This is a genomic window from Ruegeria sp. P10, assembly GCF_056534925.1.
In genome coordinates this window covers 38,443-51,598 of the sequence record NZ_JBQERJ010000006.1, presented here as the reverse complement: position 1 = coordinate 51,598, position 13,156 = coordinate 38,443, and the positions used below count along the sequence as shown (strand labels likewise).

Sequence of the window (13,156 nt, the reverse complement as noted above, 5' to 3'; positions counted from 1 at the left end):
TTTGCTTTTGACCGGAAAAATGCATTCTGTTCAAATCATATCTTTCGAAGTTATTATTAATCTCATGTTATATATTTCGTTGCGCCAATATGAATATGTCTGTGCAGTCGGGCGTCACGGCAGTTTGTCGGCGGCAGCCCAGCATCTCAATGTTTCGCAACCGGCCTTGTCCACTGCGCTGACGCGTGTTGAAGCCCATTTGGGGTATCCGCTGTTCGTTCGCCGCCGGGGTGCAGCCATGGCACTGACACCTCAGGGACGTACGTTCATAGAGAACGCCGAGGTCTTGCTGAAAAATGCTGCGCGAATCGAAACGTCCGATACCTCCGCGCCGGGCACCTCCAGGCTGAGATTGGGCTGCTTTACGGACCTGGCCCCCTTCCTTTTGGCCCCGGCCCTGCAACTTCTCCGCAACACGTTCACCGATCTCAACCTTACCTATGTGGCCGGGTCCTTCGAAGGGCTGCTGAATGGATTGATGGATGGCCAGATTGACATCGCAATCACATACGACCTGACCATGGATGCGGGGTTCGCCCGTACAAAACTGTTCGACAGCAGACCGAAGGCCTTGATGTCCCCGGATCATCCATTGGCGAAAACCACAGAAGTCACCCTTGCAGCGCTGGAAGGTCATCCGTTGATTCTGTCTTCGGAAGGATTATCCGCCCAACACATTCTCGGCCTGTTCCGGCAAAATGGGCTGCGCCCTACCGTCGCGCACCGGGCCGCTTCCCTTGAGATTCAACGCAGCCTTGCCGCCCATGGTGAGGGAATCGGGATCAGCTATGCCAGCCCACCCAGCAGCTTCAGCTATGACAACAAGCATCTGGTCAGCGTACCGATTGCCAATCCGGACACAGCAGAATCCGTCGTTCTGGCGCGGCACGGCACAGGACCCTCTGACACGGTCACAGAAAAGGCCGAGCGTGTTTTGGTGGCCGGGCTGACAGGCGTTTAAGGTCTGTTACTTCTTGCGCAAGCGAATGACGACATCGACAGAGGCGATTTCGACACCTTCCGGCGCCTCGGGAAGGCGCTGAATGACCAGCTGATCCGACGGCGCATCGCTTAGCCTTGCGTCGTCTTCCCAATAGAAGTGGGGATGATCATGCGTGTTCGTGTCGAAATAGCTTTTCGATCCGTCCACTGTGATTTCTTGCAGCACACCCGCATCGCAAAAAGCACGCAAAGTGTTGTAGACCGTTGCCAGAGACACCGCATCCCCATTCGCCTTTGCCGATTCAAAAAGGCTTTCTGCGGTGACGTGGCGATGGCGGCCGTCGCCCACCAGAAGCTCGGCCAGCGCCACGCGCTGACGCGTCGGTCGCAAGCCGGCATTCACCAGCCAACCTGTTGCGATTTCGCGGCTCTGAGGTGTCATCGATCCGATACCCATTATTCCTGCCTTTATATATAGGGGCGCATCACCGGCAATTACAAATGAAATTCATTCGCAAGATAAGAACCAACACAACATGATGTGGCGCGCCGCTCTTGCAGGACCTTGCAAACGGGTGTTAGACGAAGCCAGATGTAAAGACAGACCCCCGGCAGGAAAGGTGGCAGAATGGCCCAGTTCCCTAGCAGTTTTGACAAAGATGATCTGCTGAAATGCGCTCGTGGTGAGTTATTTGGCCCCGGCAACGCACAATTGCCCGCCCCACCGATGCTGATGATGGACCGGATCACCGACATCTCTGCCGATGGTGGTCTGCACGGCAAGGGCCATGTGCTGGCCGAATTCGACATCACACCCGACCTTTGGTTCTTTGAGTGCCACTTTCCGGGCAACCCGATCATGCCGGGCTGTCTGGGGCTGGACGGGCTTTGGCAACTGACCGGTTTCAACCTTGGCTGGCGTGGATGGCAGGGGCGCGGCATGGCCGTCGGCGTCGGCGAAGTAAAGCTGACCGGCATGGTTCGCCCGGACCGCAAGATGCTGACGTATAAAATCGATTTCAAAAAAGCGATTCAAACGCGCCGCCTGACAATGGGTGTGGCGGATGGCATTGTCGAAGCCGATGGCGAGATGATTTATGATGTCAAGGACATGAAGGTCGTTCTATCCGAGGCCTGAGCCTGAACGGTCTGAAACAAGGAGTGCGCACATGCGTCGAGTAGTCGTCACCGGTCTGGGGGTTGTGTCCTCGATCGGGAACAATGCCGAAGAGGTTCTGACCTCGCTCAAAGCAGGTAAATCCGGGATCGTGGCCAGCGAGCAGATGGCAGAACATGGTTTTCGCAGCCAGATCGCGGGTACGCTCAAGATCGACGTGGCCCAGCATGTGGACAAGCGCACATTGCGCTTTATGGGTCCAGGGGCCGCCTATGCACATATCGCCATGAGCCAGGCGATTGCCGATTCTGGTCTGACCGAAGACCAGATCGTCAATTCACGCACCGGGCTGGTTGCGGGGTCTGGCGGACCTTCGACCAGCGCGATGCTGACGGCGCATCAAACCGTTCTGAAGACGGGCGCGACCAAGCGGATCGGGCCATTTGCCGTGCCAAAATGCATGTGCTCGACGATCTCGGCCAATCTGGCGACCGCGTTCAAGATCAAGGGCATCAACTATTCGATCACCTCGGCCTGCTCGACCTCGCTGCATTGCATCGGCAACGCGGCCGAACAGATCATGCTGGGCAAGCAGGACGTGATGTTCGCCGGCGGCGGTGAAGAACTGGACTGGACGCTTTCCTGCCTGTTCGACGCAATGGGCGCGATGTCGTCGAAATATAATGACACACCCGATAAAGCCTCGCGCGCGTTCGACGAAAACCGTGATGGTTTCGTGATTTCGGGCGGCGGTGGAATCGTTGTTCTGGAAGAGCTGGACCACGCTCTGGCCCGCGGCGCCAAAATTTATGCTGAAGTTACAGGTTATGCCGCAACTTCAGATGGTCACGACATGGTTGCTCCTTCAGGTGAGGGCGGCGAGCGCGCGATGCGACTTGCTCTGAGTACCCTGCCCGAGGGGCGCAAGGTCGGCTATATCAATGCTCACGGCACCTCGACCCCCGTCGGCGACGTGGGTGAGGTAGAGGCGGTGCGCCGCATCTTTGGCGAAGGCAATGTACCCCCCATCTCCTCGACGAAGTCGATGACAGGCCACGCTCAGGGCGCGGCGGGCGCGCTTGAGACGATTTTCTGCCTGCTGATGCTGGAAAATGATTTCATTACTCCATCGATCAATGTCGACACGCTTGCCGAAGGCATTCAGCCCGGTGAAATTGCAACTCAAGTGGTTGAAAACGCAGGACTGGACAGTGTCATGACCAACAGCTTCGGCTTTGGCGGCACGAACGGGTCCATGGTTCTTTCAAAGTATAACGGGTGAAAGTAATGTCGGATCTTCTCAAAGGTAAACGCGGCCTGATCATGGGCGTGGCCAATGACCGCTCGATTGCGTGGGGCATTGCCAAGGCCATGCACGAGGCTGGCGCCGAACTGGCATTCACCTATCAGGGCGAGGCATTCGGAAAGCGGCTGGAGCCGCTGGCTCAGAGCTTGGGCAGCGATTTCATGGTCGATGCGGATGTCACCGACGACGAGTCGCTGGATCGCGCTTTTGGCGAGCTGGCCGAACGTTGGCCCACCATAGATTTCCTGGTGCATGCTATCGCCTATTCGGACAAGTCCGAGCTGACAGGTCGGTTCCTGAATACCACACGTGCGAATTTCAAGCATTCGATGGATGTCTCGGCCTATTCCTTCATCGAGGTCGCGCGTCGCGCCTATCCGTTGATGAAAGACAATGGCGGTTCCCTGCTGACCCTGACGTATCAGGGCTCCAACCGGGTTGTGCCCAACTACAACGTGATGGGTGTCGCAAAGGCTGCGCTGGAATCGGCAACGCGCTATTTGGCCAACGATCTTGGCCCCGATGGCATCCGCGTGAACGCGATTTCCCCAGGGCCGATGAGAACCCTCGCCGGTGCAGCGATCGGCGGTGCCCGCAAGACCTACAAATTCTGCGATCAGAATGCACCGATGCGCTCTAACGCCACACTTGAAGCTGTCGGCGGAACGGCTGTGTACCTGACGTCAGATGCAGGTGCCTGCACGTCGGGAGAGATCATCCGCGTTGACGGTGGCTTCCACGTTCTGGGCATGCCTCAGCCCGAATCCATGTGACCATATCTTTCCCTGCCGCTGCCCAGATTTCACCATCATTAGGCGGCAGGTAATCGATATGAGCAAACTTGACCAAATCATTGCAAACAATGCACGCGCGACGCAAAGCCGGCGAAAGCCCGGCTTTCTCAGCCAACGGGCCAGGGTGCTATTGCTTACGTTGACTTCACTGTTGCTGGTGTTCGTCTTCTTTACGCAGCCACAGGTAAGGGCCGCGATTCACGCTCTGATAGGGTGAGATCGGGGCCGGACATCCGGCCCGAACCATGTCTCAGTTGACTGAAACGACTTCGATCTCGAAAACCAGATCCTGCCCTGCCAGCGGGTGATTTGCATCCAGAGTAACGGTGGCTTCGTTTGAATCCACAACCGTTACAGGCACGGCCTGACCTTCTGGCGTTTGCATCTGCAACTGTGTCCCGGGATCCAGGGGGATGTCGTCTGGAATGCCTTCACGGGGAATTTCCTGACGCATCGCAGGGTTGATCGGGCCGTAGGCGTCTGTACAGGCAATTTCCACCCGCGTCTTGTCCCCGGTGGACAGGCCCGGCATGGCACGGTCCAGCCCCGGGATGATCTGGCCCGACCCGACCACGAATTCCAACGGATCCCGCCCGTCCGAGCTGTCAAAGACTTTGCCGTCCAGCAACGTCCCGGTGTAGTGGATGCGAACCGTGTCGCCTTGTTTGATTTCGGTCATCGTGGCCTCCGGCCGTTCCAAGGGGTTAAGCGGCCAACCCTATAGGTTGACACAATGTTGTAAACCCTCGGCTCTTTCACCCCCTGCGCCGATGTGCCAACCTGCGCGCAATCTAAGGAGGACTATATGCCGATCACGACCTGTGTGTTCGACGCCTACGGAACATTATTCGATGTTGCCGCGGCTGCCCGACAGGCGGCAGACGAGCCGGGTTTCGAAGCCCTGAAAGACAAATGGACCACCGTTGCGGGGCATTGGCGTCTGAAACAACTGCAATACACATGGCTGCGCGCCGTGGCGGATGCGCATGTGGATTTCTGGGACGTCACCCAGGACGGGCTGGATTGGGCTCTGGAGGCCGCAGGCCTGCAAGGCAACCCGGGGCTGCGCCAACGTCTGCTTGATCTCTATTGGGAATTGCAGGCCTATCCCGAAGTTCCGGCCATGCTGAAAGCCCTCAAGGATGGTGGGCTGCAAACGGCGATCCTGTCCAACGGGTCGCCCCCGATGCTGGACGGAGCCGTGAAGTCCGCCGGAATCGGCGATGTATTGGATGATGTGCTGTCGGTCGAAAGCGTCGGCGTCTTCAAACCCCACGCCCGTGTCTATGATCTGGTGCAAGACAGGTTTGGCTGCGCACGCGATGACGTTTTGTTCGTCAGTTCGAACGGCTGGGACGCTGCCGGGGCCAGCGGGTACGGTTTTGTGACCGCATGGGTCAATCGGATTGGTGAACCCATGGATCGCCTTCCCTGGACACCTGCGCATGTGCTGTCCGATCTGGCCTCGATTCCCAAGCTGGCCGGTCTCTGATGTCAGAATTCATGACAACGGACGGCAGGCGCATCTATTTCAAAGAGTCCGGCACCGGCACGCCGCTTTTGTGCCTGGCCGGTCTGACCCGAAACAGCCGCGACTTTTCGTTTTTTGCGCCACATGCCTCGGGCCTGCGCATGATCGCCATGGATTACAGGGGGCGCGGGCGTTCGGAATACGACCCCGACTTTATGAATTACAATATCTTCCGCGAATCCCATGACGCGATTGAGCTGCTCGATCATCTGGGGATCGAGAAAGCAGTCATTCTGGGAACATCGCGCGGCGGGCTGATCGCCATGGCGCTGGCCGCAAGCCACCCCGAACGTCTGGCCGCCGTAATTCTGAATGACGTGGGTCCGGTTATCGAGCCGTCGGGCATCGCCAAGATCATGGCCTACGTGGGGGCGCAGCCCACCGCCAAAACCTATGATGAAGCCGCCGCCGCATTGAAACACGTAATGGAGCCACAATTTCCCGGTGTTCCACTGGAGACCTGGCGCAAGCAGGCAGAATTTCAGTATGAAATGCGCAAAGACGGGCTGAAGCTGCGATATGATCCAGCCCTGCGCAAGGGGCTTCTTGAACAAGCTGCAAGCGCGGCAGCCCCTGATCTTTGGGTGTTCTTCGAAGCCTTGCGTGGCATTCCCACCGGTGTGATCCGGGGCGCGAATTCCGATGTTCTGGGCGCGGACACTCTGGCCGAGATGCGGCATCGACACCCGGAGCTGATCTCGGTCGAGGTACCGGATCGCGGGCATGTTCCGTTCCTGAACGAAGTCCAATCACTGGACCTGATACAGAAGGTATTGAAGAACGCCGCATGAGCACATTTGAGATGATCGAAGCCGCCGCAGAACGGCTGAAAGGACACGTTCGCGAAACGCCGATCCTGTCGTCGCCCTTTCTCGACACGCTTGCGGGCCGCCGCATTTGGGTCAAACCGGAATGCTTGCAACATACCGGCAGTTTCAAGTTTCGCGGCGCGTGGTCGGCCATTTCGGCGCTGGATGAAGGCATACGCCAGCGTGGTGTGATCGCATATTCATCGGGCAACCATGCGCAAGGCGTTGCGATGGCCGCTTCGAAACATGGGATTGCCTCGGTCATTGTCATGCCATCGGACGCGCCGCAGCTCAAGATCGACAACACCCGCGCGCTGGGCGGCGAAGTCGTTTTGTACGATCGCGCGAATGAAAAACGGGAGGAAATAGGCGAAGCCATCGCTGCTGAACGTGGTCTGACCCTGATCCGCCCCTATGACGAACCGCAGGTCATCGCGGGACAAGGCACAACCGGGCTGGAAATCGCCAGGCAGGCCGCGGAAATTGGGGTTTCGCAGTCGGATGTTCTGGTCTGTTGCGGCGGCGGAGGTTTGACCTCGGGCATTGCGCTGGCGCTGGAGAAACACGCGCCGAATTTGCGGGCGCGCCCCTGTGAGCCGGAAGGGTTCGACGACGTCAAACGATCCTTGGCGTCAGGTCGCATTCAAAACAACAATGCGGCGTCGGGTAACATATGCGATGCGATCCTGACACCGCAGCCCGGCGACATCACCTTTCCGATCCTTCACCGTCTTTGCGGCCCCGGACTCTCTGTCACCGAAGACGAGGCATTGCAGGCCATGGCATATGCCTTTCTGCGCCTTAAAATAGTGTTGGAACCCGGCGGCGCCGTAGCACTGGCCGCGGCCCTTTTCCGGGGCGACGAGATCGAAGGCGACGACGTGATCGTCGTCACATCGGGCGGGAATGTCGATCCGGGAATATTTGCTAAGGCGTTGGAATTCCTGACCTGACATCGGTGCGAAAGCCGTGCAAATTACGTCAGGACGGCATGACGACAAGGACCTTTGTCATGATGATCGCTGATCTGGGCGACGTGAAACTGAACTATCGCATCGACGGCCCCACGGACGGTGCACCCATTGTGTTTGCCAATTCCCTGGGAACCGACCTGCATCTTTGGGACGCAGTGCTGCCATACATGCCCGACGGGCTGCGCATCATCCGGTATGACAAACGTGGGCACGGGCAATCCTCGGTGCCCCCTGCACCCTATTCGATGGGCGCTTTGGTGCGGGATGCCGAGGCGCTGCTGGATCACCTTCAGGTTCGCGATTGCGTCTTTGTCGGCCTCTCGATTGGCGGGATGATCGCGCAGGGGCTGGCGATCAAACGCATGGACCAGATTCGTGCGCTGGTGCTATCGAACACCGCTGCCAAGATCGCCACGCCTTCGATCTGGCAAGAGCGCATTCAGGCGGTGCGAAAGGGCGGGATCGAGGCTTTGGCCAATGCCACGATGGAGCGTTGGTTCTCGCGCGAATTCCGCCACGCCCAAAATTACCTGCCCTGGCGCGATATGATGGTCAGCCAACCAGTCGAAGGGTATCTGGGCTGCTGTGCCGCCATTGCCGGTACCGACTTTTATACCCCCACAAGCGGCCTGCGCCTGCCCACGCTTGGAATTGCGGGCAGCGAAGACGGATCGACCCCACCCGATCTGGTGCGGGAAACGATTGATCTTGTGCCCGGATCCCAATTTCGGCTGATCCGCCGCGTTGGACATTTGCCTTGCGTTGAGAATCCCGCGGAATACGCAGAAATCCTGACCGGATTTCTGACCGAGATCGGACATGTCTGAAGGAGAATGACAATGACGTCCTTCCTGTTGGTCCATGGCTCGTGTCACGGCGCCTGGTGCTGGCGCGACCTGATCCCCGCTTTGGAAGCCCTGGGCCATACCGCCCGCGCCATCGACATGCCCAGCCATGGTGCAGACCCCACGCCGGTGGCCGACGTCACGCTGGACGGTTGCCGCGATGCCATTTTGAACGCCTGTACACCCGATACGATCGTCGTCGGCCATTCCTGGGCCGGCTTTCCGATCAGCGCAGCGGCCGAGGCCCGCCCGGATGCGATGCGCGCCTTGATTTACCTGTGTGCCTATGTCCCTCGGGATGGTCTTTCGATGGCGGAAATGCGCAGGCGCGGGCCACGGCAAACCATTGCGCACGCAGTGGAAAAATCTGCGGACGGGCTTTCCTATACCGTGTCAGTGGATGCGATCCCACAGCTGTTTTTTCACGATTGCCCGGACGACGTCCTGCCATACGCATACGCGCGCCTGTGTCCGCAAGCCATCCTGCCACAAGAAACACCGCTGCCTGTCGGCCCACGCTTTGCCAAGGTCCCCAAGGCCTATATCCGAACAACCGACGACCACACGATACCGACCGAGTACCAGGCAGACATGAGCGCCTGCGTCCCCGAAAACCTTCGACGTACAATCGACAGCTCGCATTCGCCGTTTTTTTCACATCCGCAGGAATTGGCTGAGCTTCTGTCCGAACTGGCGGGCAAACTCTAACAACCTGCCGCAACGACATGGGGTGTCCCGCGGAACTGTCTCTTCCCTCATTCGTCAGGCATGACTAGGGTGCCGCTCACAACTCATGTGTTCAGGTCCCATGCGTCTGCCGTTTTTCTTCATCCTCTGCATCGTCATGATCGATGCTATGGGCATTGGTCTTGTGATGCCGATCATGCCGCAACTGATCGTCGAGGTTCAGGGCGGCACCCTGGCCAATGCCGCGATCTGGGGAGGTGTGCTGAGCACAGCCTTTGCCGCGATGCAATTCATCTTCGGCCCCATTCTGGGAAACCTTTCCGATGCTTACGGGCGCAGAACGGTATTGCTGGTGTCCTTGTTCGTCATGGCGCTGGACTACGTCGTCATGGCCTTGGCGGGCAGCATCTGGCTTTTGCTGGTCGGACGTATCGTCGGCGGCATAACGGCGGCCACCCATTCGACGGCGGCGGCTTTCATGGCCGATGTGTCCGACCCAAAAGACAAGGCCGCAAATTTCGGCCTTCTGGGCGCGGCATTTGGCGTGGGGTTCGTTCTGGGTCCGGTGATCGGCGGATTGCTAAGCGAATTTGGAACCCGCGCGCCATTCTGGGCTGCTGCGGGTTTGGCGGCGCTGACCTTCTGCATCGGATATTTCGTGATGCCCGAAACGGTGACCGATAAAAACAGGCGTGCCTTCAACCTGCGGCGCGCGAACCCGGTGAACTCGCTTCGCGCCATAGCATCATTGCCCGGCATCCGGCCTATGCTGTGGGTCTATTTCCTGTATTCGGTTTCAATCTACGTCTATCCGGCCATCTGGTCCTATTTCACGACCGAGCGCTTCGGTTGGTCCGCGCAGATGATCGGCCTGTCGCTTGGAATCTATGGTATCGGCATGGCCGTCGTGCAAGGCGGTCTGATCCGCCCGGCCATCCGGCTTTTGGGCGAGCGGGTAACAATCATCTATGGCATGATCTTTGAAATCATAAGCTTCGCCATTCTGGCCTTTCTGACCAACGGCCTGATAGCACTGCTTCTCATTCCAATTACCGCCATTGGGGCGGTCATCACGCCCGCCCTTCAGGCGATGATGTCACGGGCCACACCAGATTCTCAGCAAGGTGAATTGCAGGGTGTCCTGACTGCTTTGCATGCGCTTTCGATGGTGATCTCACCGTTGGTGATGACCAGCGTATTCGCGCAGTTCATTCGACCTGACACCCCGCTCTACCTGCCTGGCGCCCCGTTTCTGCTGGCACTCTTGTTGATGCTGGCAGGGTTCCTACTGTTTAGACGGTCCCGGCCTGTCGTGGCGTAACAACGACACGCAAATGGCGGTTTCTGCCTTGCGAGCCGCCTTTTCCCGCGCCACCGTGAACCCAACGGGAGTGAGGGACAACATGCAAAAAATCAAAGCCGCAGTCTGCCGGGCATTTGGCGAGCCACTGGTGATCGAAGACGTTTATCTGGCCCCCCCCGGCACGGGCGAGGTCCAGGTGACACTGGATGCCGTGGCCATCTGCCATTCGGACATTTCCTATGCCGAAGGCGCATGGGGAGGGTTCCTGCCAGCGGTTTACGGGCACGAAGCCGCAGGCGTGATCACCGCAGTCGGAGACGCGGCCGGGGATTTCAAGGTCGGCGACCCTGTGGTGGTGACCCTGATCCGCGCCTGCGGGTCTTGCCCTGCCTGTGCAGGCGGGCAACCGACAATTTGCGAAACACCCTACGACACTGTCAAAGGTCCATTGAAAACAGGCGATGGCGGCGCGCTCGAACAGGCGATGGCATGCGGGGCCTTTGCTGAAAAGGTCGTGGTAAGCCACCGCCAGATTGTCAAAATCCCGGATGACCTGCCTAAGGAACTGGCCAGCCTGCTGTCCTGCGGCGTGATCACCGGGGTCGGCGCTGCGGTTAATGCGGCAGGCGTGCGCCCCGGTCAGGACGTGGTGGTCATTGGGGCGGGCGGGGTCGGCCTGAACGCAATTCAAGGCGCGCGGATTGCAGGCGCGCGGCGGATCGTGGCCGTGGACATGACCGAAGAAAAGCTTGAGATCGCCAAAGAGTTCGGCGCAACCCATGGCGTTTTGGCCAGCTTGGATCAACCTTGGAAAGCCGCATACAGGGCGCTGGGGGGGCGCGGTGCCGATGCCGTTCTGATCACCGTCGGCGCGATTCCCGCTTATGATCAGGCTCCGCGCTATCTTGGGCGCGGCGGCAAGGCGATCATGATCGGGATGCCACATTCCGGTGACATGGCCAGCTATGAACCCGTTGTATTGGCAGCCCTGGGTCAGGGTGTCGTCGGGTCGAAAATGGGCGACGTGGTCATTCAGCGCGACATACCCTGGATGGTGGACCTGTATAAGCAGGGACGGCTGAAACTGGACGAGCTGATCTCGGGCCGCTGGTCTCTGGATCAGATCAACGAGGCCATCGCCGACACCAAAACCGGATCGGCCAAGCGAAATGTGATCCTGTTCGACAGGACCTGACCCACCGAAAGGATTTGGGATGAAACTTCAGGATCTCGACGTCATCGTCACCGCCCCGCCCGCCCCGGGCTGGGGAGGGCGATACTGGATACTTGTCAAAGTGACGACCGATACCGGCATCACGGGATGGGGTGAGTGTTATGCCTCGTCCGTGGGCCCTGTAGCGATGCGTCATGTCATTCAGGACGTGTTCGACCGGCATATGTTGGGAGAAAACCCCGAAAACATTGAACTCATGTTCCGCCGCGCCTATTCCAGCGGCTTTACGCAGCGGCCGGACCTGACGGTGATGGGCGCATTCTCGGGGTTGGAAATTGCCTGCTGGGACATTCTGGGCAAAGATCGCGACAGGCCGGTGCATGCGCTGCTGGGCGGCAGGATGAATGACCGGATCCGGGCCTATACTTACCTGTACCCCCTGCCCCAGCACAACCTGAACGATTTCTGGACCTCTGCCGAACAGGCCGGTGAAACGGCGGCGGAAATGGTGAACCGCGGCTACACCGCCGTGAAATTCGACCCGGCCGGCCCCTATACCATCCGCGGCGGGCACATGCCCGCGATGAGCGACATTTCCATGTCCGTCGCCTTCTGCAAAGCGATCCGCGAGGCCGTGGGGGACAGGGCCGATCTGCTGTTCGGCACCCATGGCCAGTTCAACACAGCCGGTGCAATTCGGCTGGGGCAGGCGTTGGAACCATACCAACCCCTGTGGTTCGAGGAACCCACGCCGCCGGACAATATCGAAGACATGGCCCGCGTCGCGCGCAATGTACGCATTCCGGTTGCCACCGGAGAACGGATGACCGCAAAGGCCGAATTCGGAGCCGTCCTGCGCGCCGGAGCCGCCGAAATCCTGCAACCGGCGCTGGGGCGTGCAGGCGGAATATGGGAGATGAAGAAAGTCGCCGCCATGGCCGAGGTCTTCAACGCGCAGATGGCACCGCACCTCTATGCGGGTCCGGTGGAATGGGCCGCCAATATTCATCTGGCGGCGTCCATTCCCAACCTGCTGCTTCTGGAAACCATCGAAACACCGTTCCACGATCTACTGATCAAGGGCTCGATCCGGGTCGAGAATGGCTTTGTCGCCGCCCCGGATGCTGCGGGCCTTGGGATCGATGTCGATGAAGACCTGGCCCGCGCGCACCCATATGACGGCGACGGGTTGCATCTGCAAATGCAGGAGGACCCATGCGATTACGTTGAAGGCAACGCTTTTCAAGGGGGCGCCCCGGCAACCGAGGGGTGACAATACAAATGGCCTTGATGCATATTGGCATCACGAAACGCGATATGACGGTCCGAAAGTGGCACTTAACGAAACCGAACCTCAGGCACACCCAACAGACGCTCCGCCGGACATGAAAGACAACGCTGCACGCGCGGCTGCATTTCTTAAAACACTGGCACATGAAGGGCGCCTGATGATCTTGTGCCATCTTGGCGGTGGTGAAAAATCCGTCGGCCAACTTGAAGAGCTGCTTCAGCTGCGGCAGGCTGCCGTCAGCCAGATGCTGGCACGCCTGCGCGAGGAAGAGTTGGTCTCGACGCGCCGGGAAGGCAAAACTGTCTATTATTCATTGCGCGACGGTGCCACGGAAAAAGTGATCCGCCTGCTTTATGATTTGTTCTGCAACACGGACTCTTGAT

15 protein-coding genes are annotated in these 13,156 nt (G+C 58.9%); 13 read left to right on the top strand and 2 right to left on the bottom strand.

From position 1 onward, the window contains the following. The first annotated feature begins 64 nt into the window (after nt 1–64). Nucleotides 65–961, top strand: a complete 897-nt coding sequence (locus ACR0FB_RS11555) for a LysR family transcriptional regulator (RefSeq protein WP_480620722.1) — start codon at nt 65–67, stop codon at nt 959–961. Between the two features lie 6 nt (nt 962–967). Here ACR0FB_RS11555 and irrA read toward each other — a convergent pair whose 3' ends face one another. Beyond that, nucleotides 968–1,384, bottom strand: coding sequence for an iron response transcriptional regulator IrrA (gene irrA / locus ACR0FB_RS11550; protein ID WP_170344907.1), 417 nt, complete (start codon nt 1,382–1,384; stop codon nt 968–970). A gap of 186 nt (nt 1,385–1,570) precedes the next feature. Here irrA and fabA point away from each other — a divergent pair, with 186 nt between their 5' ends. Genes fabA through ACR0FB_RS11535 form a run of 3 tightly spaced genes read left to right on the top strand, consistent with a single transcriptional unit; the run spans nt 1,571 to nt 4,138 of the window. After that, nucleotides 1,571–2,080 carry a bifunctional 3-hydroxydecanoyl-ACP dehydratase/trans-2-decenoyl-ACP isomerase gene (gene fabA / locus ACR0FB_RS11545; RefSeq protein ID WP_152457158.1) on the top strand — a complete coding sequence of 170 codons (510 nt, stop codon included), beginning with the start codon at nt 1,571–1,573 and terminating at the stop codon, nt 2,078–2,080. A 31-nt stretch (nt 2,081–2,111) separates the two neighbouring features. Beyond that, nucleotides 2,112–3,341, top strand: coding sequence for a beta-ketoacyl-ACP synthase I (gene fabB, locus ACR0FB_RS11540; protein WP_480620721.1), 1,230 nt, complete (start codon nt 2,112–2,114; stop codon nt 3,339–3,341). 5 nt (nt 3,342–3,346) lie between these two features. Then, a complete protein-coding gene (locus ACR0FB_RS11535; RefSeq protein ID WP_171636730.1) occupies nt 3,347–4,138 on the top strand; it encodes an enoyl-ACP reductase FabI in 792 nt (263 codons plus the stop codon). 271 nt (nt 4,139–4,409) lie between these two features. Here ACR0FB_RS11535 and ACR0FB_RS11530 read toward each other — a convergent pair whose 3' ends face one another. Beyond that, nucleotides 4,410–4,838 (bottom strand): FKBP-type peptidyl-prolyl cis-trans isomerase, encoded by a 429-nt coding sequence (locus ACR0FB_RS11530; protein WP_171330048.1) that lies wholly within the window; start codon nt 4,836–4,838, stop codon nt 4,410–4,412. 126 nt (nt 4,839–4,964) lie between these two features. Between ACR0FB_RS11530 and ACR0FB_RS11525 the strand changes: the two genes are divergently transcribed. The 9 genes from ACR0FB_RS11525 (at nt 4,965) to ACR0FB_RS11485 (ending at nt 13,155) form a co-directional block, all read left to right on the top strand. Beyond that, the gene (locus tag ACR0FB_RS11525; protein ID WP_480620720.1) at nt 4,965–5,651 is read left to right on the top strand and encodes a haloacid dehalogenase type II; all 687 of its coding nucleotides are present in this window, start codon (nt 4,965–4,967) and stop codon (nt 5,649–5,651) included. Then, entirely contained in the window at nt 5,651–6,481 is an 831-nt protein-coding gene (locus tag ACR0FB_RS11520) for an alpha/beta fold hydrolase (protein WP_171636726.1), read from the top strand. Before ACR0FB_RS11525 ends, ACR0FB_RS11520 begins: the two co-directional genes overlap by 1 nt. Next, on the top strand, nt 6,478–7,452 hold the full coding sequence (locus ACR0FB_RS11515) for a threonine ammonia-lyase (RefSeq protein WP_171636724.1): 975 nt from the start codon (nt 6,478–6,480) through the stop codon (nt 7,450–7,452). Before ACR0FB_RS11520 ends, ACR0FB_RS11515 begins: the two co-directional genes overlap by 4 nt. A gap of 59 nt (nt 7,453–7,511) precedes the next feature. Next, nucleotides 7,512–8,300 (top strand): 3-oxoadipate enol-lactonase, encoded by a 789-nt coding sequence (gene pcaD / locus ACR0FB_RS11510; protein WP_480491402.1) that lies wholly within the window; start codon nt 7,512–7,514, stop codon nt 8,298–8,300. Nucleotides 8,301–8,312: 12 nt separating this feature from the next. Further along, nucleotides 8,313–9,026: an alpha/beta fold hydrolase gene (locus ACR0FB_RS11505; RefSeq protein WP_480620717.1), complete on the top strand. Its 714-nt coding sequence runs from the start codon at nt 8,313–8,315 to the stop codon at nt 9,024–9,026. Nucleotides 9,027–9,126: 100 nt separating this feature from the next. Continuing rightward, a complete protein-coding gene (locus tag ACR0FB_RS11500) occupies nt 9,127–10,326 on the top strand; it encodes a TCR/Tet family MFS transporter (protein ID WP_480620716.1) in 1,200 nt (399 codons plus the stop codon). An 82-nt stretch (nt 10,327–10,408) separates the two neighbouring features. After that, entirely contained in the window at nt 10,409–11,503 is a 1,095-nt protein-coding gene (locus tag ACR0FB_RS11495) for a Zn-dependent alcohol dehydrogenase (protein ID WP_209834868.1), read from the top strand. 19 nt (nt 11,504–11,522) lie between these two features. After that, nucleotides 11,523–12,755, top strand: a complete 1,233-nt coding sequence (locus ACR0FB_RS11490; protein WP_480620714.1) for a mandelate racemase/muconate lactonizing enzyme family protein — start codon at nt 11,523–11,525, stop codon at nt 12,753–12,755. A gap of 112 nt (nt 12,756–12,867) precedes the next feature. Next, nucleotides 12,868–13,155 (top strand): ArsR/SmtB family transcription factor, encoded by a 288-nt coding sequence (locus ACR0FB_RS11485; RefSeq protein ID WP_171636950.1) that lies wholly within the window; start codon nt 12,868–12,870, stop codon nt 13,153–13,155. Nucleotide 13,156 lies beyond the last annotated feature (1 nt).

What these genes read in the sequence shown, in the direction of transcription:
- ACR0FB_RS11555 (WP_480620722.1), top strand. Translation starts at nt 65, where the DNA reads ATGTTATATATTTCGTTGCGCCAATATGAATATGTCTGTGCAGTCGGG.
- irrA (WP_170344907.1), bottom strand. Translation starts at nt 1,384, where the DNA reads ATGACACCTCAGAGCCGCGAAATCGCAACAGGTTGGCTGGTGAATGCC.
- fabA (WP_152457158.1), top strand. Translation starts at nt 1,571, where the DNA reads ATGGCCCAGTTCCCTAGCAGTTTTGACAAAGATGATCTGCTGAAATGC.
- fabB (WP_480620721.1), top strand. Translation starts at nt 2,112, where the DNA reads ATGCGTCGAGTAGTCGTCACCGGTCTGGGGGTTGTGTCCTCGATCGGG.
- ACR0FB_RS11535 (WP_171636730.1), top strand. Translation starts at nt 3,347, where the DNA reads ATGTCGGATCTTCTCAAAGGTAAACGCGGCCTGATCATGGGCGTGGCC.
- ACR0FB_RS11530 (WP_171330048.1), bottom strand. Translation starts at nt 4,838, where the DNA reads ATGACCGAAATCAAACAAGGCGACACGGTTCGCATCCACTACACCGGG.
- ACR0FB_RS11525 (WP_480620720.1), top strand. Translation starts at nt 4,965, where the DNA reads ATGCCGATCACGACCTGTGTGTTCGACGCCTACGGAACATTATTCGAT.
- ACR0FB_RS11520 (WP_171636726.1), top strand. Translation starts at nt 5,651, where the DNA reads ATGTCAGAATTCATGACAACGGACGGCAGGCGCATCTATTTCAAAGAG.
- ACR0FB_RS11515 (WP_171636724.1), top strand. Translation starts at nt 6,478, where the DNA reads ATGAGCACATTTGAGATGATCGAAGCCGCCGCAGAACGGCTGAAAGGA.
- pcaD (WP_480491402.1), top strand. Translation starts at nt 7,512, where the DNA reads ATGATGATCGCTGATCTGGGCGACGTGAAACTGAACTATCGCATCGAC.
- ACR0FB_RS11505 (WP_480620717.1), top strand. Translation starts at nt 8,313, where the DNA reads ATGACGTCCTTCCTGTTGGTCCATGGCTCGTGTCACGGCGCCTGGTGC.
- ACR0FB_RS11500 (WP_480620716.1), top strand. Translation starts at nt 9,127, where the DNA reads ATGCGTCTGCCGTTTTTCTTCATCCTCTGCATCGTCATGATCGATGCT.
- ACR0FB_RS11495 (WP_209834868.1), top strand. Translation starts at nt 10,409, where the DNA reads ATGCAAAAAATCAAAGCCGCAGTCTGCCGGGCATTTGGCGAGCCACTG.
- ACR0FB_RS11490 (WP_480620714.1), top strand. Translation starts at nt 11,523, where the DNA reads ATGAAACTTCAGGATCTCGACGTCATCGTCACCGCCCCGCCCGCCCCG.
- ACR0FB_RS11485 (WP_171636950.1), top strand. Translation starts at nt 12,868, where the DNA reads ATGAAAGACAACGCTGCACGCGCGGCTGCATTTCTTAAAACACTGGCA.